The organism is Streptomyces sp. NPDC050121, from assembly GCF_044460385.1.
Lineage (GTDB): Bacteria > Actinomycetota > Actinomycetes > Streptomycetales > Streptomycetaceae > Streptomyces > Streptomyces soliscabiei.
Genome location: NZ_JBITJV010000045.1, coordinates 48,144 through 70,779, shown reverse-complemented (window position 1 = coordinate 70,779; position 22,636 = coordinate 48,144). Strand labels below are relative to the sequence as shown.

Annotated in this window: 13 protein-coding genes and 1 pseudogene; 6 read left to right on the top strand and 8 right to left on the bottom strand. The window is 67.1% G+C overall.

Translation table 11 applies throughout. From position 1 onward, the window contains the following. Positions 1-181: 181 nt before the first annotated feature. On the top strand, positions 182-2,395 hold the full coding sequence (locus tag ACIBTS_RS41895) for an ATP-binding protein (protein WP_399326162.1): 2,214 nt from the start codon (positions 182-184) through the stop codon (positions 2,393-2,395). Between the two features lie 473 nt (positions 2,396-2,868). Here ACIBTS_RS41895 and ACIBTS_RS41890 read toward each other — a convergent pair whose 3' ends face one another. The 8 genes and pseudogenes from ACIBTS_RS41890 to ACIBTS_RS41855 all read right to left on the bottom strand — a co-directional run bounded on the left by ACIBTS_RS41890 (position 2,869) and on the right by ACIBTS_RS41855 (position 13,790). After that, positions 2,869-4,608 (bottom strand): LamG domain-containing protein, encoded by a 1,740-nt coding sequence (locus ACIBTS_RS41890; protein ID WP_399326160.1) that lies wholly within the window; start codon positions 4,606-4,608, stop codon positions 2,869-2,871. A gap of 196 nt (positions 4,609-4,804) precedes the next feature. Then, positions 4,805-5,689, bottom strand: coding sequence for a ribosome-inactivating family protein (locus tag ACIBTS_RS41885; RefSeq protein ID WP_399326158.1), 885 nt, complete (start codon positions 5,687-5,689; stop codon positions 4,805-4,807). Between the two features lie 407 nt (positions 5,690-6,096). Next, positions 6,097-6,999, bottom strand: a pseudogene (locus ACIBTS_RS41880) (IS5 family transposase). Between the two features lie 721 nt (positions 7,000-7,720). Then, on the bottom strand, positions 7,721-8,827 hold the full coding sequence (locus tag ACIBTS_RS41875; protein WP_399326156.1) for an ABC transporter substrate-binding protein: 1,107 nt from the start codon (positions 8,825-8,827) through the stop codon (positions 7,721-7,723). Beyond that, positions 8,824-9,342 (bottom strand): hypothetical protein, encoded by a 519-nt coding sequence (locus tag ACIBTS_RS41870; protein ID WP_399326154.1) that lies wholly within the window; start codon positions 9,340-9,342, stop codon positions 8,824-8,826. Before ACIBTS_RS41870 ends, ACIBTS_RS41875 begins: the two co-directional genes overlap by 4 nt. A 123-nt stretch (positions 9,343-9,465) precedes the next feature. Continuing rightward, positions 9,466-10,803 carry an endo-1,4-beta-xylanase gene (locus ACIBTS_RS41865; protein ID WP_399326152.1) on the bottom strand — a complete coding sequence of 446 codons (1,338 nt, stop codon included), beginning with the start codon at positions 10,801-10,803 and terminating at the stop codon, positions 9,466-9,468. Positions 10,804-11,043: 240 nt separating this feature from the next. Next, on the bottom strand, positions 11,044-12,477 hold the full coding sequence (locus tag ACIBTS_RS41860) for a GH1 family beta-glucosidase (protein WP_399326150.1): 1,434 nt from the start codon (positions 12,475-12,477) through the stop codon (positions 11,044-11,046). 668 nt (positions 12,478-13,145) lie between these two features. Continuing rightward, positions 13,146-13,790 (bottom strand): TetR/AcrR family transcriptional regulator, encoded by a 645-nt coding sequence (locus ACIBTS_RS41855; RefSeq protein WP_399326148.1) that lies wholly within the window; start codon positions 13,788-13,790, stop codon positions 13,146-13,148. 268 nt (positions 13,791-14,058) lie between these two features. On the opposite strand from ACIBTS_RS41855, the gene ACIBTS_RS41850 reads away from it, so the two are divergent. The 5 genes from ACIBTS_RS41850 (at position 14,059) to ACIBTS_RS41830 (ending at position 21,818) form a co-directional block, all read left to right on the top strand. After that, positions 14,059-15,333 carry an ABC transporter substrate-binding protein gene (locus ACIBTS_RS41850; protein WP_107448275.1) on the top strand — a complete coding sequence of 425 codons (1,275 nt, stop codon included), beginning with the start codon at positions 14,059-14,061 and terminating at the stop codon, positions 15,331-15,333. A 71-nt stretch (positions 15,334-15,404) separates the two neighbouring features. Continuing rightward, positions 15,405-16,484 (top strand): carbohydrate ABC transporter permease, encoded by a 1,080-nt coding sequence (locus ACIBTS_RS41845; RefSeq protein ID WP_254076281.1) that lies wholly within the window; start codon positions 15,405-15,407, stop codon positions 16,482-16,484. Continuing rightward, entirely contained in the window at positions 16,481-17,395 is a 915-nt protein-coding gene (locus ACIBTS_RS41840; protein ID WP_173985824.1) for a carbohydrate ABC transporter permease, read from the top strand. The genes ACIBTS_RS41845 and ACIBTS_RS41840 overlap by 4 nt, the downstream gene beginning before the upstream one ends. Before the next feature lie 129 nt (positions 17,396-17,524). After that, a complete protein-coding gene (locus ACIBTS_RS41835) occupies positions 17,525-19,360 on the top strand; it encodes a glycoside hydrolase family 3 protein (RefSeq protein ID WP_107448270.1) in 1,836 nt (611 codons plus the stop codon). Positions 19,361-19,397: 37 nt separating this feature from the next. After that, positions 19,398-21,818: a glycoside hydrolase family 3 N-terminal domain-containing protein gene (locus tag ACIBTS_RS41830; RefSeq protein ID WP_399326144.1), complete on the top strand. Its 2,421-nt coding sequence runs from the start codon at positions 19,398-19,400 to the stop codon at positions 21,816-21,818. Positions 21,819-22,636 lie beyond the last annotated feature (818 nt).

Sequence of the window (22,636 nt, the reverse complement as noted above, 5' to 3'; positions counted from 1 at the left end):
TCGCAGAGGCGGGCGCCGACGTCGTCCTCGCCGCCCGCCGCCCTGACCGACTCACCGAGACTGCGAGGCAGGTCCAGGACACCGGCCGCCAAGCCGTTCGGGCCCGGTCAGCTGGCGGGAGGCGGATGATGTGACCGTCCCGGGGTCTCCAGGCAACCTGCCTGAGGCGTTCACCACATTCGTGGGCAGGCGTCACGACATCGCCGAGGTCTGCCGGATGCTCGGCTCGGTGCGGCTGGTGACGCTCACCGGGATGGGCGGCGTGGGCAAGACGCGGCTGGCGCTGGAAGCGGCCGCCGCGGCCAAGACTGCCTTTCCCGACGGGACGTGGCTGGTGGACCTGGCGCCGGTGCGGGACCCCTCGGCGGTGGCGGGCACGGCCGCCGCCGCGACAGGGATCACGGACCTGGGTGCCAGGCCGGCCCTCGACCAGCTTGCGGAGCAGCTGACCGGACGCCGGGCACTGATCGTGCTGGACAACTGCGATCACCTGGTCGAGGCAGCCGCCGAGCTGACGGACACTTTGTTGTCGGCCTGCGCCGAACTGCGCGTCCTGGCGACGAGCCGCGAGACGCTCGGCATCGCCGGCGAGAACGTGTTCGCCGTGCTGCCCCTGAAAGTGCCGGACGAAGCGGTCGAACTCCTGCGGGACCGCGCCTGCGCCGTACGAGCGGACTTCCGGATCACCGACGCCAACTGGGACACGGTCACCCGGCTGTGCGCCGATCTGGACGGCTTGCCGCTGGCCATCGAGTTGACCGCGTCCCGGCTGCGTACGCTCACCGTCGAACAGGCCGTGGACCGGCTGGGGGATCGCTTCGCGCTGCTCACTGGCGGCAGTCGAACCGCCCGCCCTCGGCAGCGCTCGCTGCGCGCGGCGATGGAGTGGAGCTACGAGCTGTGCTCGCCGGCCGAGCGGCTGTTGTGGAACCGTCTGTCGGTCTTCGTCGGCGGCTTCGATCTGGACGCGGTCGAAGGCATCTGCGCCGGAGAGGGCATCCCCGTACGGGAGGTGCTGGACCTCCTGGACCGGCTGGTCGCCCAGTCCGTCGTCCTGCCCACGGAAGCCGAGGACGTGCCCCGTTACCGGCTTTTGGAGAGCGTCCGCGAGTACGGCGGGGAGCGGCTCGCCGAGTCGGGTGAGGAAGAGCGCCTGCTGTTGCGGCACCGTGACTTCTACCTCGCCCTCGCCACCCGTGTCGCCGACGGCTGGTACGGTCCCGGCCAGGAGAAGGCCCTGGTCGGCCTGCGTGTCGAGCACGCCAACCTGCTGGCCGCGCTGGCCCACGACGACGACCCGCAGGCTACGCTCGCGCTGGCGGCGGCACTGCGTTTCCACTGGTGCGCCGGTGGTTTCCTCGCCGAGGGGCGGCGGCAGCTCGACCGGGCGCTCGCCGCCGCGCCCGACCCCACCCCGGCTCGCGCCCGGGCGCTGTGCGCCGCATCCTGGGTGGCGCTGCTGCAGGGTGATCATGGGGCGGCCGACCGGTGGCTGGCCGAGGCCGGGGAACTGGGCGAGGAGCAGGACGATCGAGTGGTATGTGCGCATGTCGTGGGCTTTCGCGGCTCACTGACGGCGTTCCAGGGGCGGTTGGCGGAGGCCGTGCCGTTGCTCGAGCGCGCGGTCGAGGCGCACACGGCAGCCGAGGGAGAGGCCTCGGCGGTCTTCGCATTGTTCCAGTTGGCCGCGGTGCGGATGGAGCTGGGGAATCCGGCGGGGGCGGAGACCGCCCGACAGGTGGTCGCCTTCTCGGAGGCGCACGGCGAGCAGTGGGCACGCGCCCATGCGATGTGGACACTGAGCCGTTACGCCTGGAGACAGGGTGACCGCGCTGAGGCCCTGGCGCTGGTCCGGGCCGCGCTGGAGATCGAGCGGGGCTTCAACGAGCCGCTCAGCGCCGCGCTGATGATGGAGACACTCGCCTGGATCACCGCTTCCTACGGGGAGCACAAGCGTGCGGGCCTGCTCCTCGGCTCCGCCCGCAGGCTGTGGCGCGAAGTGGGTGCGGACCTTTCCGCGTTCGGCCCGCCGCTGGACGAGGACCACACCCGGTGCAAACAGTCGATCGTGCACGCTCTGGGCCCCGAGGCGTACGAGGGGGCACTCGCGGTCGGCGGCGGTTATGACAGTCCCCGTCAGGCCATCGACCACGCCCTGGGCGCCGAGGGCGGGTCGACTGTGCCGGCCCCCGCTCCCAACCCCTTGACGCGCCGGGAACGGGAGATCGCCGCGTTGGTGGCCAAGGGCATGAGCAACCGGCAGATCGCCACCAGGCTGTTCCTCTCGCCGCGCACGGTCGACTTCCACGTGGGGAACATCCGAGCGAAGCTCGGCTTCGGAACCCGCACCCAGGTCGCGGGCTGGTGGGTATCGACTCAGGGGCCGGTCGAGTGAGCGCGTTGAGGATCCCGTTGGTATCGGTCTCGTGCGACGTCCGCCGACGGAATCGGCGGATCATCGCGAGTGCCGGCTGACGCGTGATGGCGGAAGGGATGCAGACACGCCGTCCGGGTCTATCCGTCGGCCAGGACGATGTCCCACTGCTGGCAGGCGTGGTTGAGCTAGGTCCGCTGGTGCACCAGGGCATAATCGGCGGTTGAGCATTTACTCCCGGACACTGGACCTTCTACGAGGTCCGTGCCCGGATCGGGGCCCGTCCGGCGCGGGCCGCGAATCTCCCGAGCTGTAGGTCGGGACTGAACCGAGGCCGAGCGATTGGCTTCGGCACATACGCGGCGGCACCTGCCGAGCACGAGGAGACGCGGAACTGCGGCATGAAGGGAACCCTCATGCCGCAGCTCGAGAAGCGCGGGGCCTCAATAGGCCCGAGGCGGGGTCGCGAAGTCAGACCGGATTACTGGTCGTCCTTAGCCGTCGCTGGCCGTCGGCGTCGATGCCGACTTGATCACGACCCGGTTTGGGTAAGTGGTCAGCAGCGGGTCGGTGACCGACGATGGGGCGTCGGTCTGCACCACGACGCGGTCGTTTGCTCCGTCGTAGTGGACGTCCACGCTGTAGTTGGTGGTGTCATGGCTGGCGCCCGCAATCTGGTCGACGGCCGCGGTCTGGATGCCCTTGATCTGGGCGAGGGTGAACTGGGGGCTTTTGGCGGTGGTCGGGCTCGGCCAGCTGACCGGGACCTGCCCGTACGGGTCAGTCCAGCCCGGCGGCTTCGTCAGATCGTTGATGTCGCCGGTGTAGTCGGAGGGGAAGATGACGACGGGCCCGATGTTGGGGTCATCGAATGCGGTGAGCGCGCAGTTGTAGTCGGCCAGAGCCTGGACCTGCTGCCACTGAAGCTGCGTCGTGACATCGTTGGTGCCGCTCGCGGGAGCCGCGTTCTCGCCGAGTGACTCGGCCATGGCGGTCTGGTGCGGCGCACACTTGCCGGACGCCACGGCGTCGCTCTTGACCACCAGCTGGCCGGCGTATTGAGTGGCCAGCGGGTCGGTGATCGACGAGGGGGCGTCGGTCTGCGCCACTACCTGGTCGTGCATACCGTCGTAGAAGATGTTCAGCCGGTAGTTGGTGCTGCCGTCCTCCGGCTGCACCGCCATCATGACAGCGTCCTGGATGGTGGAGATCTGGCCGACCGTGAACTGCGGGCTCCTCGCTGTTGTAGGGGTGGGCCAGGAAGTGGGTGCGTTCCCGTACGCGTCGGTCCAGTTGGGCGGAGCCTCCAGGTTGTCGATGTCGCCCGTGTAGTCGGAGGGGAAGATGATGACGGGCCCGACGGTGGGGTCCTGGAATACATCAAGCGCCTGGTTGTGAGAGGCCAGGGCCTGGACCTGCGCCCACTCCTCCTCGGTCTCGTTCGCGACGGCCCGTACCTCGGCGGCCGGAAGCGCCCGGTCGTAGACGCGGAAGTCCCGCATACGGCCCTTGAAGTACTGGTCGTTCGCATACAGGGAACGGCCGATGTAGTCCGCGGTCGTTGTTCCGCCGCCGATCGCACCAGGGGTGATCGTCAGGTTGGACTTGCGGGCCTTCTCCACGCCGTTCTCGTACAGGATGCCCGTGGTGCCCGTCTGGGTGTACGTCACGCGCTTCCACATGCCGCGCGCCAGCTGGTAGGACGTGTTCGACGGCCAGATGTCCTGCTTGGCGGTGTAGTCGGTCATCGAGACCGATGCATGGAACGCATTACCGGTGGCGAACAGGTAGCCGTTGCCGTTGCTGCCGCTGGTGTTTCCAAAGCCGTAGAAAAAGTACGGCTTGCCCATGGCCGGGTCGATCCACACGTCGAAGTCGACAGTGATCGAGTTGAGCCCGGCCATGATGTTGTCGGGAACCTTGACGTAGGTGTTGCTGCCATTGAAGCTCAGCCCGGACGCGCCCTTCCAGTCGACGGTGCCGTTGACGGTGCCGTCGCGTCCGTTGCCGGAGGAGTCGTGGGCGACCGTGCCGGACGTCTCGTCCAGCTTGTAGCGCAACACCAGGCCGTCGGTGACATCCGCCTGCGCCGGCCCGGCAACCATCAGTGATCCCCCGCCGACCAGTGCCAGCGAGACGAAGGCGAGGAGACCGGCGGACAACCGCCGCCGTGCCGGGCGTGTCGGGCCGGAACCAGCTTGACGCACGGCGTCGGCCGGATTCTTTCTTCGCATGGTCTTCCTTTCAAAGCTTTCGGTGGCTGTCCGCCTGGATGGCCGTGCTACAAGGCTTTCTCGCCCCTCGAGGCCCAAGAGGCCGGGGCTGGAGGCACCCTCCGGCGGCCGCTGGCGCCTCGCTCTACGCAGGCACTGGCCTGTCGGCCCCGGTGCATGGGCAAGCGCCGTGTGCGGGAGTTGGATCAGCCGGACGTCAGTTTCGGCCCTTGGATGTCCCGAGGACGTACTGCGCGTACTGGATCGCCGTGTAGAGGACGATCGCCACGGCGCTGCCGTAGACGTCCCGCCGGTAAGCGGTGAGGGGGTGAGGGTCACGGTAGCCCTGCGGGAAACCGAGAAGCCAGTTGAAGCGACCGCTCAGCCGGCCCCATTGGTTCTCCTGCGCGGCCAACAGCGGCGGTATGGAGTAGACGCCGTTTGTGCCGATGACGGTGGCGATACTGTCCCGCAAGGGGCGGAATCGGGTGGCTTCGGCGACGAACTGGATCATCCTCAGTACGCCCCGTGCCATGTTCTGGGTGTCGTTGGAGTCGTAGAGGTACCAGGCGGCCGCGCTGATGGAGTCGCGGCTGATCGGCATGTTCGCGCGGCGTTCGTGAGCCGCGGTTTCGAGGCTGGGGTAGTCCTCCTGGAACGAGGCCCGGATGGCCGCGTCAGGAGGGCGGTTCTCACCGTCCTCCATCCGCTGGGCTTCCGCGCTGGTGCGTGTGACGGTGCGGCTCCCCAGGTAGCGATAGTTGTTGTTGCGGTCCCACCAGCCGAGCACGTACAGGTCCGACCGGCGCAGTTGCAGGCGCACGAAGTGGGAGCTGCCCCACATCTGGATATCGACCTGAAGGTACGACGAGACGCTGTTGGGGTTGGTGTGCTGCACCTGGTAGGTGTTACCAGCACCTGGCACCTGGCTAGTGTGGCCGTCGTTGACACGTCGGCGGATGTCGTTGATGAACTCGATGTAGTCGTAGCCGAAGTGTTCCCCCACGCGGAACATCGGGTTGCCGTCGTTGGCACGCGCGGACTGCACCGTCCCCATGGGGCCGACCAGCGTGGCGATCAGGGCCAGCACGAGGGCCGCCAAGACGGCGGCGGTCCGAGGTCTGGCGACGGTGCCATTGGCAAGGAACCAGAACCGGTCCGGTCCGACTGTCAGTTGGCTGCTTGGAGACTTCCCACGGGCTCTATTGCTTACCGGTTCGGCCATAGTTTCTGCACTCTCCAGATGGGTGGCGTGCCATTTCGAGGATGGATGGGTAGCCGGTCGAGCTGCGACAGCTCTCCGTACTGGGCGCGGGCGGGTGGGGCCGCCGGGGAGTGACACATGAAACGGCTTGGGCTGCGTGTGCGCGAACCCAGAGCCGTCGCGGTGGGCTTCAAGCCCGGCCGTGCGTCATAGCGACAATGATCAGGGCGGGGGTTCCCCGAGGGCTACCGGCTCTTTTGCCAGTGCGTCCTGTTCCGGGGCCCAGGTGGTTTTACGGGGTTGCCCTACGGGTGAGCACATGATTCCCCGCCGAACGGGACGCCATCCGGGCGCCGGGTCCAGATGAGGATGGCGGCAAGGTGGAGTGCGGCCTGGTAGGAGATGGCGAGCTTGTCCGTCTGCATGGCGAGGTCGCGCCACTGCTTGAGTCGGGCGACGCACCGCTCGACGGTATTGCGCTCTGTGTATGTCTCGGCGTCGAAGCCGGGAGGGCGGCCTCCGGCGCGGTCTCGCCGCAGGCGGTGGCCGATCTGGTCGGAGGGCTGCGGGATGACCGCGCGGATAGCCGCGTCGGCGGAGGTGCCTGCGGATTGCGTGGGAGGAGTAGGCGCGATCCGCAAGGACGGACGTAGGGCGGGTTCTTGGCCTGCCGGGTCCTCTTCGCGGGATCCGGATTCCGGCCATGACCGCCTCGAAGGCCGGCGCGTCGCCGGCCTGGCCTGCGGTGACGTGGATGGACAGAGGCCGTGCCCGGCTGTCACTGGCCGGGTGGACCTTCTTGCTCAAGCCACCACGAGAGCGTCCGAGTGCGTGGTCCTCAGGCTCCGATCGATCGGACGCCCCTTTTTCCTGGCTCCGGCCGAATGCTGGTGAGCCCGGCAGACAGTGGAGTCGACAGAGACTGTCCAGTCCGCGTCGTCATCGGCATCAGCCACTGCAAGGACCGCCGCGAGGACCCGTTCCCATGTGCCGTCCACGGCCCACCTGATCGGGCGTTTGTGGACGGTCTGAAACGGCTCGAGCTACTCCAGCAGGTCGCGCCAGGGTGAGCAGGTGCGGTACTTCCACGCGATGGCCTCCAAGGTGCGGCGGTGGTTGGCCCACCGTCGTCCACGGACCGGATCGGCCAGCATCAGCGGCTCGATCCGGTCCCACATCGCATCAGTGATCACTAACCGGCATCCGATCAACTGACAAACCCGTCAAAGAGACACGCTCTAGGGCAATCACCGGGGTGTGCACCGCGGGTTCGCCCGGCAGGACTACCTGGAACCCTCTCGTCCGGGCTCACCTGCGGCTCGGCGGCCCTGTCGTGGTCGTCTGGGACAATCTGAATGTCCATCGCTGCAGCCTGACGGCAGCTCACCTGTCTGGCCAGGCGGGGAGCGAGGACTGCTGGAACGAAAAGCACGATCACCGTGGCGGACGGTCAGGCGGCTCGACCGCGTATCTGCCGGTCGCCAGTCTCGGAGTCCTCTCAACACCGAGTGTTGTGCGAGGCGGCTCCGACAGGCTGCCGGGCTGGAGCTGACGCCTCATCAAGGGGCATTCGCGGTGGAGCGCAACGACGGTCCGGAGCGTGAGGTGTGGAACGAGGCGGGGCCAGCGAGAAGACGACCCCGGCGTCGAGCTCACGCTGAAGCCCAGCCTGCCTATCGGACTGGTCTGCCGGACGAACGTCATGAGGCTTTCCGTAGGAATCGCGGCGGGGGTCATCTCAGCGGCGAAGTAGCCCGGCGCGACGGCATTGACGCCCGGCCGCCGCCACTCCCCTATCGGCTCTACGCGATGCAGACCGCCCCGCGTGACAGACGGTGTCAGTAGACACAAGAGCCATGGGCGGCTGTCACGCGGCGGCGGACGCCGAGCGGAATCGACCGGCGAAACGCGGATCCGGGGCGGCGGATCTCAGCGGCCGTCGGCGCTTCCGCTCGGGATGGGACTGCCTGGATGCGTGCCCAGGCGGCCCGGGGTCGGTTCGCCCTTAACCTCGCCGATGTACACCGTCATCTGCTGGCGGATGCGCTCGGCCGCGGCGCGGTCCCGCAGGAACACGGGGAATCCGTCGATGCCGGCGTTGTCGTACTGCCAGACCTTCTTCAGTCCGGCGGGTGCGGCCACGTCGGTGCGGACCGACCAGAGGTCGCTGGTCTGCCGCTCCTTAGACAACTGCCAGTTGAGGAAGAGCTTGGCGGCGGCCGGATGACGGGCGTCCTTGAGAATCGACTCGCGCTGCCCCCAGGCGACGAACGGGTCGTCCGTGCGGGGAAGCATGCCGACCGTGGTGGCCTCGGGGTCGTCCCCGGAGTCGGGGGTGACCCAGCCGCCAAGGCCGATGGCCTTCTTCCCTTCCGCCATCTGGTTGCCGGCGGAGTCGGAGCCGCGCAGGAACTCGGTGTTGCCTGCCATTGCTGCCAGCCAGGCCCAGCCGAACTTCTTCACGTATCGGCTGTAGAGGTAGAGCGTCGCGTCGTCGTCGTTGGGGTACGCCGAGGCGATGCGGCCCTTCCACCGCGGGTCCGCGAAGTCCCGGACGCTGCGGGGCGCGCCCGTTCCCACGAGGTTCTTGTTGTAGGCCGCGCCGAAGGCCAGGACGTCTGTGGCGACCCAGGCGCCGTCCTTGTCCTTGAACTTGTTGTAGACCTTGCCGAAACCGGCGGGCTTGTACGGAAGCAGCACTCCCTCGCGCTTCCAGCGTTCGAAGTCGGGCAGCGTCTGCAACTGGACCACGTCGGGCACGAGGCTGTCCGTGGCGAGTTGGTTGTCGATGCGTGCGTTGTGATACTTGCTGTAGTCGACAACCATCTCCACCTTGATGTTGGGGAAGCGCTTCTCGAACGCGTTCTTGGTGTCGTTCTGCTGATCTTTCCAGTCGCCGCCCGCGTAGACGACGAGCTTTCCGCCCTCGGCCTTGGCCTCGGCGTACAGCTGGTCGAGAGACCGGGTCTCCTCCCCACCGGTCCCGGCGTCGGAACGGGCGGTGCCGAGAGCCATTCCAGTGGCGACCACGCTCATCGTGACGGCGACCGACAGAAGAACGCGAGGAAGCAGCCGTCGAGGGCCGGGGTTCGGGCTAGAGAGAGGGCTGGACAGCATCGTGGAGCTCCGATCGCTCGAGTGAGGGGACAGGACGAGACAGGGGGCGCAGTGTGCTCAGCGGACGGTGGCCTTCCCCAGCGCAGAGGGCCACGTCGGAAGAAGCGGGACCACAGCGTGGCGAACACGGTCACGGCGGCGATGAAGCTGAGCAGCACGTGCAGGGGCGAGCCAGGCAGTTCCTCGATGCCGAGAACCCGAATGCCGACGACGTGGAAGCCGTACGCGGTCAGCGACATCGTGCCGACCGCAATGACCGGACGGGCCGGGCGGTGGACGCACGGGAAGGCGTCCACCGCAGCCAGGCATGCGACGAGGACGGCGAGCGCGACGCCAGTGTGGGCCAGCATCGACAGGGTCGTCTCACTGTGCGGCGAGGCCACCATCAGCTCTGCCAGCGTGACGCCGGACGGGAAGCTCCAGGTGTCGGACATCCAGGCCGAGGAGGCCGAGCCGGATCAGGCCCGCCACGCGCGGGTCATCTCTGGAGGCCGTGAACGCCGCACCGGTGCCGAAGGTGTCCTACGGCTTCATCGAAGGGGGCTCGTTTCTCTTGGTCAGGCTTGGCTTGGGCTACAGACGGTGACGGTCGTGGTGTTGGTGGCCGTGGCGCCCTTCGAGTTGATCAGTTCGGCCCGGTAGACGTAGGTGCCGTTGGGCTTATCCGTGAATGTCGTCTCGACTGACGAAGTGCCTCTGACCGCGTCGGGCACGCGCGCGGAGATGAGCTTGCCGTTCTCGTACAGGCGGTAGAAGCTGCCCCGGGTCCCGTGCCGGAGGTTCATCGTGACGCTGTAGTTGCCGTCGTGGCGGCCGTGCGTCCGTCGATTGGTGTTCGAGAGGGTTCCGGCGCCCGGTGCTGAAGTGTTCTCGACAAAGCTCTGCAGCGCGTCCCGGACGGCGAAGTAGGCCGGCTTGGGGTTGTAGTCCTCGTCGAACATGAGCGGCTTCGCGCCGGGCAGCCAGGTGTAGGCGTGCTTGTCGGTGAAGCCCCAGAAGCTGATGTCCCGGATTCCCGCCGCCAGTGCCTCGGCAACGATGTCCCCGTAGATCTGCGTCTGCTGGTCGACGTCGTAGGTGTGCACGTCGAGTTCAGTGATGGCGACGTCGAGTCCGAGAGCGTGGTAGGAGTTCGCCATCTGTGTGATGGCCCCGGGCTCGGGGCCCGCCTGGGTCTCGTGCATCTCGAAGCCCACGCCGTCGATGGGGACGCCGTCGGCAACCAGGCCGGCAACGAGATCGTAGAGCTCTTGGCGCTTTTCCGGGTAGAACTCCACCAGGGATTCGTTGAGGAACAGCTTGGCCTCGGGATCGGCGGCGTGGGCGATGCGGAATGCTTCCGCGATGTAGTCCGCGCCGAGAACCTTGTAGAAGTCGTTCTTCTCTAGGCCCGTTCCGCCGAATGTGGAGAACGGCTCGGTCACGACGTCCCACCGGTCCATTTTGCCGGCGTAGCGGTCCATGATCGTGTTGAAGTGGGTGCTCATGACCGTGCGGAGTTCGTCCGGGTCGGTGATCGCGGTCACGTAGCCTGGGTTGCAGCAGCCTGAGATGAGGCCGTGACCTTTGACTACCATGTTGTTGTCTTCTGCGAAGCCGACGAGCCGGTCAAGGCCGGCGAAGTCGAAGCTGCCTTCCTGGGGTTGGACGAAGTTCCACTTGAGCTCGTTCTCGGGCGACAGGCTGGCGAACTGATCCGCCAGAACCTCGCCGAACTGAGATTCGTCGAGGTAGCTGGGGTTGATCGCCCCGGACCCGATGAGGATCCCCTCGCCCGCCGCTAGTTCTCGGAGAGTGGGGGACGAATTGGCTGAGGCGCTGGCGACTGGGATGGCCGCCGTCGCGAGTCCCATGGTCACGGTTACGAGCGCCGCAACGATGCGGTGCGTTCTCATTGAATGGTGCCTCACATTCATGTGTGATGGATGGCCCGAGAGCGCGGCAGCGATCCTGGGAGAATGGGTTGTTTCGCGGCAGGCGGTATCGCAAGCAGGTTTCGGCCGGGGGCCGCTACTCGGGGTTCGCCGGCTGCGGGAACTGACCTGATCAGTGCTGCGTCGGGCACATCGTAGTTATGCGGCTTCGTCATGTGGCCCCGACGTTGTGCAGGGTCCATCTGGACCCGCCCGGTCACCTCACTGATTGGCGAGGACCGGGACGACCTTCGTTGCACAGAACTCGGAGAGCCAGTGCGCGCTCAGCTTCGGAATGCGTTCTTGAGTGTCGTAGTCGACGCGGATGATTCCGAAGCGAGGACCGTACCCCTCAGCCCATTCGAAGTTGTCGAGCAGCGACCACACGAGGTATCCCACGACATTCGCGCCGCGCTCCCGAGCGCGGTGAGTCGCCGTTGCGTGATCGATGAGGAACTGCGTCCGGTCGCGGTCCAGGACCATGCGCTGGCCGTTGGATTCGCTGACCACATCCGCGAATGCCGCACCGTTCTCCATGACCATGATGGGCAACTCGGGAAACTCCTTCGAGAGGGCGACCAGGTGGTCCTCCAGCCCTCGTGGCTCGATTCCCCAGTCCATGGCCGTTCGCTCCAGATCGCCTCGACGAACGATTTCGATGCGTTCCGAGCCAGGAAAGGCCGTACCGCCCGTGGCTTCGGTAGCGGGGTCGAAGTCCGGCTTCGCGCGTACGTGCATGACCTCGTAGTAGTTGACCCCGAGCAGGTCGATCGGTTGATGGCAGATCTTCACGTCGCCTGGGTGCACGAAGCTCCAGTCGGTGAAGGTACGGGTGTCGTCGAGAAGGTCGGCTGGGTACTCCCCGCAAAGCATCGGCCCTGTGAAGACGCGGTTGGCTACGGCATCGAAGCGACGCGCGGCCTCAGCATCCTCCGGGGTCTCGGCTTCGATGCGGAAGATGTTCAGCACAACGGAAATCTGAGCATCGGGGTGCTTCACGGTTCGCCGCAGCGCTGCCACCGCAAGCCCGTGCGAAAGGTTGAGATGGTGTGCGGCCTTGAGTGCATCCGCGTGGCTTTTCACACCGGGCGCGAACGCCCCACTGCCGTATCCGGCGAACGAGTTGTTCCACGGCTCGTTGTGCGTCGACCACATGGCGACCCGGTCTCCAAGGGCGGCGCCCACGATCTCCGCGTACTTCTCGAAGGCAAAGGCGGTCTCGCGTCCCCGCCAGCCGCCATAGCGGTCCTCCAGTACCTGGGGGAGATCCCAGTGGTTGAGCGTCACGATCGGTGTGATTCCGCGTGAGAGCAGGCCGTCGATGAGCCGGGAGTAGAACGCCAGGCCCTCTGGATTGACTGCACCTTCGCCCGTGGGCATCACGCGCGGCCAGGAGATGGAGAACCGGTAGGTGTCGAGGTTGAGGGAGGCCATCAGGTCGAGATCGATCTCGACCTGATGGTAGTGGTCCGCGGCGACGTCACCGGTTGCACCTTGGGCAGTCTTTCCCGGCGTGCGACTGAATGTGTCCCAGATGGACGGCCCCCGTCCGCCCTCGCCCGCGCCGCCCTCGATCTGGTAAGCGGCGGTCGCGGCGCCAAGGATGAAGTCGGACGGGAACGTCAGGTGCCCGCGGGCGATCGAGTCGCGATACATGAAACAGCCTCTCTGGTGACGTGGCGCGCCAAAACCTAACACCTGAACTGTTATCGGCACAGGGGCTGAGCGAACTCTGGCGTCTCGCTCCCGGAAGGCCCGCACACTGCGGCTGCGTCCGGCGGCATCACAGCTGATCAGGGAAGCGTGAAGCCCGTTGCCTGAAAGGCATGACCGAGCGCCGTGGGCACGAACGGCCATTCCTTGAGGGGTGCTGCTCCAGCTAGTTGGAGCCTGGGGGCACTGAAGAGCGCGTGTAGGCGGAGGTGCGTGAGGTACTCCGCAAGCGCGACCCCAGTCGACGCCGACACTCTCTGGCTCAGTGCGTTGGAGGCTGCGGGCGTGCACATGACCCCGACTCCCTTGCAGGGTTCCGGCATGCGTCGGCAGTCCTGCCGTAGCTCCCTTCGACCGCGATCGCTGGCCAGCTCGTCAGGTAACCGAAGGGCGCAATAACGCGACTCGCCACTGCCACGGCGATGGAGGAATTGACCTAGCCGCCCCGACCTCAGCCGACGCGGTTCCTGCTAGCCGCGGGGCGGGTCCAACCTTGCCAGCTGCGCTCGCTTCGGACCACTCCCCCACCCCCAGCCGAGCACCAGCTCTGGACCGGTGCGCTTGCCCCAAACCAGCCCGACATCGCCTGCGCCGCGGGCCTCGACCACCATTCAGTCGGAGTCGTCGCCGTCGCCCCGGCCGGAATCTTCCGGCGCCGGGTGCTGCGACCAGTGCGCCCGGGCAGCTGCTACGAGGCGCCAGAAGGCGTCGACAGCCTCGACGACATCGAGGTCGTCCCGGTATCGCCGCTGGAGCTGCAGTCCATCCTGCACAGCGATTCCCAGGGTGGCGATCACCTCCGGGCTGACCAGGGCGTGCTCGGAAGTCTCGGGACCGGGATCGAGCGTCTGCGTCTGCGCCAAGCGGTAATGCTCGACGAAGTAGGTGTGCGCCGGGTGGTCGCGATCGATCGCCTCAGCGGAGAGGATGATGAACAGGGACGTCAGCCCCTCGTGCTCCGCGGAATGGCGCGCGACCTCCCGCGACCGGGTCGCGACATCGGTGGCATCGAGCTCCGACAGGTAGTCGGCGACCGACGAGTCGCGCAGACCGAGTACTTCTACAAGGAGTTCTTCCTTGTCGGCGAAGTGGTGAAGGACCCCTGTCTGCGTGAGGCGCATGCGCCTGGCGAGCTCGCGCATCGACGAGTGCGCGTATCCAGATTCAGCAAAGAGCTCGGCTGCAGCGGCGATGATCTCTCGGCGGCGCTGAAGCCCCTTGCGATAGGGCCCCCGAGGCCCGGTGCGTTCCGCCATGTCCTCAACATACAGCGAGGTGGTGTCGCGCTTGGCCTGGGTGCGGGCGTGACGATGAAACCTGAGCGAATACTTGTCACGTGAACTGTGTTACGTGATACTGGCCGCCACCGCGACATCCGAGACGACACCTCAGCTGGGGACGCAGCGGCTTGTGCGACCTTCGGGCGACAGGGTTCGGGCATGACGCAGGAGCGCGCAGCGGCCCAGGGCGGCCGCCTTGTCGCCGCGGAATCTAGGCACACCGCCTGAGACAAAAGGACTACAGATGCGATCCACCCAAAGAGCCATCGCTGTGCTTGCAGCGGCCTCGCTGACCGTCCTCGCTGCCGGTTGCGGATCCAGCGACAAGGGCGACGCTGACGGCAAGATCACCCTCAAGGTGTCGACGTTCAGCGAGTGGGGGTACGGCGACCTGCTGAAGGAGTACCAGAAGCTTCACCCCGAGATCACGATCAAGCACAACCGCTTCGCCACGAGCGATGCGGCCAAGGAACAGTTCCAGACCGCCCTCGGCGCGGGCTCGGGGCTCGCCGATGTGGTCGGTGTCGACAACAGCTGGCTCCCGCAGGTCTTGCAGCACCCGGACAACTTCGTGGACCTCTCCTCTTCGAAGGTCACGGGCCGCTGGAAGGACTGGACCACCAAGCTCGCATCCACCAACAACGGCAAGCTGCTCGGCTACGCGACGGACATAGGCCCGCAGTCCATCGCGTACCGCAGCGACCTGTTCAAGGCGGCCGGCCTGCCATCGGATCGCGAAGCGGTGGCCAAGCTGTTCGGGGGTGACAAGGCGACATGGGACGACTTCTTCGCCGTCGGCGAGAAGTTCAAGGCCGCCAAGACGGGCCCGGCGTTCTATGACGCATCAGCCTCGGTCGCGACCAGTTGGGGCGACCAGTACAAGGTGCTCTGGGAGGATCCCAAGACCGGCGACATCGTCGCAGGCCATAACAAGGATCTTCGGAACATCTACGACACGGTGACGTCGCACGAGAACCTCTCGGCTCACCTGGCGCGGTGGAGCGAGGACTGGGTGAGCGCGTTCCAGAAGGACAAGTTCGCGGTCATGCTCGCACCGTCGTGGATGCTGGGCGTGATCAAGGGCAACGCGGCCGGGGTCAAGGGATGGGATATCGCCGACGTCTTCCCCGGCGGCGGTGTCAACAGCGGCGGGTCGTACCTCACCGTGCCGACGCAGTCGGAGCACCCCAAGGAAGCGCAGGCGCTCGCGGAGTGGCTCACCGCCCCTGAGCAGCAGCTGAAGGCGTTCAAGGCGACGGGTAACTTCCCCAGCCAGGTCGAGGCCCAGAGCAGCGACCAGTTGCAGAAGGTGACCGATCCCTTCTTCAGCGATGCGCCCGTGGGGAAGATCCTCACCAACCGCGCGTCGGCGATCACCACGATTCCGTACAAGGGTGACAACTACTTCGCGATCACGGCGGCGTTCAACAACGCGATCAACCGTGTCTCGGTCGACAAGACCGACTCTCCGAAGAAGTCGTGGGACACGTTCGTCGACGAGCTGGACGCGCTGAAGTGACCGGTTCGTCCGCGCACTCGGGGAGGCCCGCCACGGCGGGCGTCCCCGAGTCACCACCGAAGGAAAGGCGCATGGTCCATTCGGCAGCGAGCGCGTCAACCCGCACAGGCGCCTCCCCTCCACGACTGCCCTCCTCCTGGCGTCAGCGTCTCGGCCGCTGGGACATGAAGGCGTCGCCGTACGCCTACATCTCACCGTTCTTCATCCTGTTCGGGCTCGTCGGCCTGTTCCCGCTCCTGTACACCGCGTACGTCTCGCTGCACGACTGGGACCTCATCGGCGGCCAGGGCGACTTCGTCGGGCTCGACAACTTCACCTTCGTCCTCGATCAGCCGGTCTTCTGGGACTCACTGGGCAACACTGTCAGTATCTTCCTGCTGTCGACGGTCCCTCAGATCGCGATCGCGATCGCACTCGCCAGTCTCCTGCATGCGAACATCCGCGCGCGGACCTTCTGGCGGATGGGGGTGTTGCTGCCGTACGTCATCGCCCCGGTCGCCGTGTCGCTGATCTTCTCGCGCATGTTCGCGGATCAGTCCGGCCTGGTCAACGCACTGCTTGAGCAACTGGGAATGGACCCGATCGGCTGGCACCGGGACAGCATGCCGGCGCACGTCGTCATCGCCAACATGGTCAACTTCCGGTGGACCGGCTTCAACACGCTCGTGCTGCTGGCCGCCATGCAGGCGATCTCCCGTGACCTGTACGAAGCGGCAATCCTCGACGGCGCGGGCCGGTTGCGGCAGTTCTTCTCCGTCACAGTGCCGTCCGTACGTCCGACGATCATCTTCGTCGTGATCACGTCCACGATCGGCGGCCTGCAGATCTTCGACGAGCCGCGGCTGTACGACACGCAGGGGCTCGGCGGGAGCTCGGGGCAGTGGAAGACGATCACTCTGTACCTGTACGAGCTCGGCTGGAATCAGCAAAGGCTGGGCCGTGCCGCAGCCGTCGCTTGGCTGCTCTTTCTGCTGATCGTCGTGTTCGCGCTGGTCAGCAACTGGCTGTCGCGCCGCATCGCCTCCGGCGACGATCCAGTCGCCGTCCCCCGAAAGGCGCGCCGCGCCGCCCGGCGAGACATGAGCGGGGCAGCAGCTGTCACGCCCGTCTCCTCCGCATCATCCGGTGACACTCCCGGGAGCAGCACGTGACCAGGCCCTCTATCCCGTACATCGAGCAGACATCCGGCCGCGGTGCCGCCCGGGCGGCACGCCGCCGTCGCGGGCGGGATCACGGTGCTGCGCGCCGCCCCGGATTGATGACCTACGTCGTCCTCACCGTGGTCGCGCTCATTTCGATCTTCCCGCTCTACTACACGCTCCTGCTTGCGTCGTCGACATCGGCGGAGGTCGCGCAGAACCCGATCCCCTCGCCGATCCCGGGCGGGCATCTGGGCGACAACCTCGTACGCGTCTTCGAGTCCGACATCGATCTGCCGCGCGCGGTCTGGAATTCCGTCTTCGTCTCGGTGACGACGGCGCTCGCGGTCGTGTTCCTGTCCACGCTGGCGGGCTTCGCCTTCGCGAAGCTTCGGTTCAAAGGGCGGGCAGGTCTTCTCGCGTTCGTCGTGGCCACCATGGCGGTCCCGACGCAGCTGGGCGTGGTGCCGCTGTTCATCGTCATGCGCGAGCTGGGACTGACGGGGAGCCTGTGGGCAGTGATCATCCCTGGTGTCGCATCCGCCTTCGGGGTTTTCTGGATGACGCAGTACCTTCAGGCGGCGCTGCCCTATGAGCTCATCGAAGCCGCACGTATCGACGGGGCATCGACGTTCCGGATCTTCCGATCCATTGTGCTGCCGGCCGCCAGGCCCGCGTTGGCGATGCTCGGACTGTTCACTTTCATCGGGGCGTGGACCAACTTCTTCTGGCCGTCGATCGTGCTCGGAACGACCAACCCGACGCTGCCCGTTGCGCTGCAGCTGCTGCAATCCGGGTTCTTCAAGGACATCCCCCTGATCATGACCGGTGTGCTCGTGTCGGTGGTGCCGCTGCTGGCGCTGTTCGTCCTTCTCGGCAAGCAGCTCGTCGCCGGCGTCATGCAGGGAGCCATCAAGGGGTGACGCTGGCGGCCGCAGCGCCCGACCGGATCGGAGTGCGCCATGGTGCGCTGCCGCTGAGTCCGAGCCCCCACCTTGCCGAGGCCGCCCCGAGGCCCCGGAGACGAAATTGAGAGGACCGACCGACCCCCCATGCACGACACGACCGCACCGGACCGCATCGAATTCCGCGACCTCAACGGCAACGGCCGCATGGACCCGTACGAGGACCCGCGGCTCAGCGCCGAGGACCGCACGGAGGACCTGTTGTCCCGGCTCTCGCTCGAAGAGAAGGTCGGTCTCCTCTTCCACACGGTCATCGAGATCGGCCCGCAGGGCACTGTCCTCGAAGAGCCCGGCGCGATCAGCAAGTCGCCCACCAGCGAGGTGATCCTCGACAGGGCGATGAACCACTTCAACGTGCACCGCATCGAAGACGCCCGGACAGCCGCACGATGGAACAACGCGATCCAGCGGCTGGCCGAGAAGACGCCGCACGGCATCCCGGTGACGATATCCACCGACCCGCGACACGGGTTCCTGGAGAACGTCGGGGCGTCGTTCACGGCGGGCCCGTTCTCGCAGTGGCCCGACGGGCTCGGGCTCGCGGCGCTGCGCGACCCGGATGTGGTGCGCGAGTTCGCGCGACGGGCACGCGACGAGTACCGCGCGGTGGGAATCCGCATGGCGCTGCATCCCCAGGTCGACCTTGCCAGCGAGCCCAGGTGGGCACGTCAGCTCCAGACCTTCGGCGCTGACACCGATCTTGTGGTGGCGTACACGCGCGCGTACCTCGAAGGCTTCCAGGGCGACATTCTGGACTCGACGAGCGTCGCCTGCGTCACCAAGCACTTCCCCGGTGCCGGCGCGCAGCTGGACGGCGAGGACGCGCACTTCCCGTACGGCCGCGAGCAGGTCTACCCGGGCGGGGCGTTCGATGAGCACCTGCGTCCGTTCACCGCCGCCATCGAACACGGCACCGCCGCGATCATGCCGTACTACGGGATGCCCGTCGGGCTCGAGATCGACGGCGTACCGATCGAGGAAGTCGGGTTCGGGTACAACAAGCAGATCCTCACCGGACTGCTGCGCGACAAGCTCGGCTACGACGGGCTGATCATCACGGACTGGGAACTGGTGAACGACAACCCCGTCGGGGACCAGGTACTGCCTGCCCGCGCGTGGGGCGTCGAGGAGCTCGACGCCCGCAGGCGCCTGGTCAAGATCCTCGACGCAGGCGCGGACCAGTTCGGCGGCGAGCAGTGCACGGACCTGCTGCTCGAGCTCGTGCGGGACGGCGTCGTCGCGGAGAGCAGAATCGACGAGTCGGCGCGCCGCGTCCTCCTGGTCAAGTTCCGGCTCGGCCTTTTCGATGACCCCTTCGTCGACGAGGAGACTGCCGCGGCCATCGTGGGTAACGCTGAGACCCGTCGCGCCGGCTTGGAGGCGCAGTCCCGATCGGTCACCGTTCTCAAGAACTCCGTCGTCCACGGCTCGCCGCTGCTCCCCCTCTCTCGAGACGCGAGAGTGTACGCAGAAGGCATCGAACCGGAGGCCCTCGCACGGGCCGTCACTCCGGCGGCCATGCCACAGGAGGCGGACCTCGCCATCGTGCGCATCGACGCGCCCTTCGAGCCACGGGACGACCTGTTCCTGGAGTCGTACTTCCACCAGGGGTCTCTCGAACTGCCGCCCGGCCTCGTGCACCGACTGCGCATGATCGCCCAGCAGACCCCGCTTATCGTGGATGTCGCCCTGGACCGCCCCGCCATTCTCGCGCCGCTGATCGACGCCCTCGCCGGTCTCACGGTGACCTTCGGCGTCTCGGACGACGCCTTGCTCGCCGCCCTCACCGGGCGCATCGCCCCCCAGGGCAGGCTTCCCGTCGAGCTGCCACGATCGATGCAGGCCGTGCGAGAGTCCGCGCCTGACGCGCCGGCGAACACCCCCGACCCGCTGTTTCCCCTGGGATCCGGGCTGGAGATCTGATGTCCACTCGCGCGTGTGTATACAGAAGGAGCACATCATGACCGACGCACGGTCCCGGGCCCTCGAGTTGCTCGGTCGGATGACCATGCATGAGAAGGTCGCCCAGCTGACATCGCTCATACCGACGGTGCTCTTCGACGCGAAGGGCATCCGCCCGGAGGTCGCCGCGGCCAAGCTTGCGAACGGCATCGGCTACATCGAACCGCACATGGGCGGGTTCCCGGTGAACGCGGCTGAACTTGCCCGGCTGAACAACGCGGTGCAGCGCCATCTCGTGCAGGAGACCCGTCTGGGCATTCCGGCGATCATGCATATCGAGGCGCTCAACGGCGTGAACGCGCCCACCTTCACCTCGTTTCCCACCGCTATCGCTCTCGCCGCCACCTGGGACGCGGCCGGAGTCGGCGAGATGGCCGCCCTGACCCGCCGGCAAATGCGATCCGTGGGCCTGCACCACGCCCTGTCCCCGCTGCTCGACGTCGCCCGCGACGCGCGATGGGGCCGCGTACACGAGACCTACGGCGAGGATCCGTACCTGGTCAGTGCGCTCGGCGTGTCCTTCGTGCGCCACCTGCAGGGCGAGTCGTTCCAGGACGGCGTCATCGCCACCGGCAAGCACTTCCTCGGGTACGCCATGAGCGAGGCCGGTCTCAACATGGCGACCGTGCCGGTGGGAGCGCGCGAACTGCGGGAGGTGTACGCGCGGCCCTTCGCCGCCGCGATCCAGCTCGCCGGTCTCGGATCGATGATGAACTCGCTCGCCGACTGGGACGGAGTGCCCGCGGCCGCCGACCCTCGCGTCTTCCGCGAGATGCTGCGCGACGAGCTCGGCTTCGACGGCACCGTGGTGTCGGACTGGTCCTCGATCGAAAACCTCGTGACGCATCATCGCGCCGCGCGCGACGCACGCGAAGCCGGCGTACTGGGTCTACGGGCCGGCATCGACGTGGAGCTGCCCGAGCCGTTCGGCTACGGCGACAGCCTCGTCGAGGCCGTCCGCGCCGGCGAGATCCCCGAAACGACCGTCGACGAGTCGGTGGTGCGCGTACTGACGCACAAGTTCCAGCTGGGCCTGTTCGAGAACCCGTACGTGGAGAGCGACCCGGTCGAGATCATGTCCGTGGCTCAGGAAGGACGTGACCTCTCCCTGCGACTCGCGCGCGAGTCGGTCACCCTGCTCAAGAACGCCGGCGGAGTGCTTCCGCTGAGCGGCTCTCCCCGTATCGCCCTCATCGGGCCGCACGCCGACCGGATCGGCGCGGCCTTCGCGCCGTACACCTTCCCCTCCTTCATCGCGCTCACCCGTGCAATGCAGAACGGCGCGACGAGCTCCATGGTCGGTGTCGACGACATGGACTCCTTCGGCCCCGACGACGCCTACGTGCACCAGGAGATCGGCGACCTTCTCGCGATGGACGAGGACGAGTTCGCCCAGACGCAATACGGAGCGGTCTCCCTCGCAGATGCGCTGCGCGCCGCGCTCCCTGATGCGGACATAGTCGTTGCCGCAGGATGCGGCATCACCGATGGCGCCGAGAGGATCGAGGCCGCCGTCGAGGCCGCGCGTGAAGCCGACGTCGTGGTCCTGGCACTCGGCGGCCTGGCTCGGTGGTTCTTCAGCGAACGGACGGAGGGCGAAGGCGCGGACACAGCCGATGTGGGGCTGCCGGACGTGCAGCGCCGGCTCGTACGCGAGGTCGCCGCGCTCGGCCGGGCGACCGTCGGCGTGATCTTCTCCGGCCGTCCCGTCGCCCTCGGTGACGTCGAGCCGCAACTCGACGCGATCCTCCTCGGATACTACGGCTCGCAGTTCGGCACACGCGCCGTCGCGGACATCCTGACCGGCGCAGCCGAGCCGCAAGGACGACTGCCCTACACGATCCCCCGCTCCAGCGGACAGGTTCCCATCCACGCCGCCCAGCGGTTCGGCAGCGGATACCGTCGCCGCGAAGGCGACCCGCACGGCGGATACGTGGACGAGACGGCGGCACCGCTCTACCCGTTCGGCCACGGCCTCACGTACACACACTTCGCCTACTCCGACCTCAAGCTCAGCAGCACAGCGATCACGCCCGACGGCACCGTCGACGTCACCGTCACCGTCGAGAACAGGGGCGACCGCCCGGGTGTGGAGCTCGTCCAGCTCTACGTCGAAGACGACGCCCCCGGCATCGCGCGACCGGCACTCCAACTCACAGGGTTCCATCAGCTCGAACTGCAGCCAGGCGAGGAGGCAACGGTGACGTTCGCACTGGAGCTTCCTCTCCTGGCCTACCTGTCCCTGGACGACAGGTGGGTCGTGGACTCCGGACCAATGTGGATCTCTGTCGGCTCGTCGTCGAGCGACCTCCCCCTGCGGAGCCGCTTGGACGTCGTCGGTGACACCGCCGACGTCACCGAACGGAGGGTCTACCTGACCCGCTCCACCAAGGCCTCACGCCGCACGACCGGGACGTGACGCGCAGGGCCGTCGCCCGAAGCACCGCCGCATAGCCGGCCTACAGCAGCCCGTGGGGAGCGGCCCTGACACCGTTCCCCACGGGCCCTTGCGCACAGCGTGCGGGGCTGCGGCCAACCATCATCAAGGACAGTTGATGAGGCGCCAGACAGGGTCCCCGGGCCTGCCCACGACAGAGGATCTGACAGACGTCACGAGGTCTCCGTCCGCCTTTCGGGCGCGGCGCGCAGCAGGTCTCGGCCGTGTGTCTCGGACCGGCCGATGTCGGTCGGCCACTGAGGCGCAGTCCGCTTGGGCCGGTCGGCCAGAACACAACAAGTCAGGGCGACCGATCAACCTCGGTGGCGCACTGCTCGTAAAGCTCGGCCCAGGACTGGCTACTGTCGGGCTCCAGCACCGGCCGCTGTCGTCGCTGCTCGGGCACTGGCTGGTGCGGGTCTGCTGCTCGGGTGCGACTTGTCCTGCGGATCAGCCGAAGAGGCCACAACCTGGGGCTGATGCGAGAGCCGCTTTCATAAGCCCCAGGTATGCCGTTGCATCAGCTCCAGGGATGACGCCCCTGGTGAGACCCTTGGGAAACCGGGCCTGGCGTGGGCGCTGCCGTCCCCTCACCGCCCAGACGACCTCGTGCCAACACAACCCACCCGGTCGCTGTATCGGCCATACGGCCGAGGCACAGCCAAGCCCAGCGATGCGATCCTCGTCCACGAGGCGAGCGAAGCGTGGTCCGCACGGCCCGCTGTCCTGTATCTCCTGCGCCACCGGCAGCCGGTCGGCACCCAGTGGTGTGGGCCTACCTAGCTGTTGTCGACACTGGC

Coding starts and splice junctions, on each gene's coding strand:
- ACIBTS_RS41875 (WP_399326156.1), bottom strand. CDS start 8,827: ATGAGCGTGGTCGCCACTGGAATGGCTCTCGGCACCGCCCGTTCCGAC.
- ACIBTS_RS41830 (WP_399326144.1), top strand. CDS start 19,398: ATGACCGACGCACGGTCCCGGGCCCTCGAGTTGCTCGGTCGGATGACC.
- ACIBTS_RS41890 (WP_399326160.1), bottom strand. CDS start 4,608: ATGCGAAGAAAGAATCCGGCCGACGCCGTGCGTCAAGCTGGTTCCGGC.
- ACIBTS_RS41835 (WP_107448270.1), top strand. CDS start 17,525: ATGCACGACACGACCGCACCGGACCGCATCGAATTCCGCGACCTCAAC.
- ACIBTS_RS41850 (WP_107448275.1), top strand. CDS start 14,059: ATGCGATCCACCCAAAGAGCCATCGCTGTGCTTGCAGCGGCCTCGCTG.
- ACIBTS_RS41860 (WP_399326150.1), bottom strand. CDS start 12,477: ATGTATCGCGACTCGATCGCCCGCGGGCACCTGACGTTCCCGTCCGAC.
- ACIBTS_RS41865 (WP_399326152.1), bottom strand. CDS start 10,803: ATGAGAACGCACCGCATCGTTGCGGCGCTCGTAACCGTGACCATGGGA.
- ACIBTS_RS41845 (WP_254076281.1), top strand. CDS start 15,405: ATGGTCCATTCGGCAGCGAGCGCGTCAACCCGCACAGGCGCCTCCCCT.
- ACIBTS_RS41855 (WP_399326148.1), bottom strand. CDS start 13,790: ATGGCGGAACGCACCGGGCCTCGGGGGCCCTATCGCAAGGGGCTTCAG.
- ACIBTS_RS41870 (WP_399326154.1), bottom strand. CDS start 9,342: ATGTCCGACACCTGGAGCTTCCCGTCCGGCGTCACGCTGGCAGAGCTG.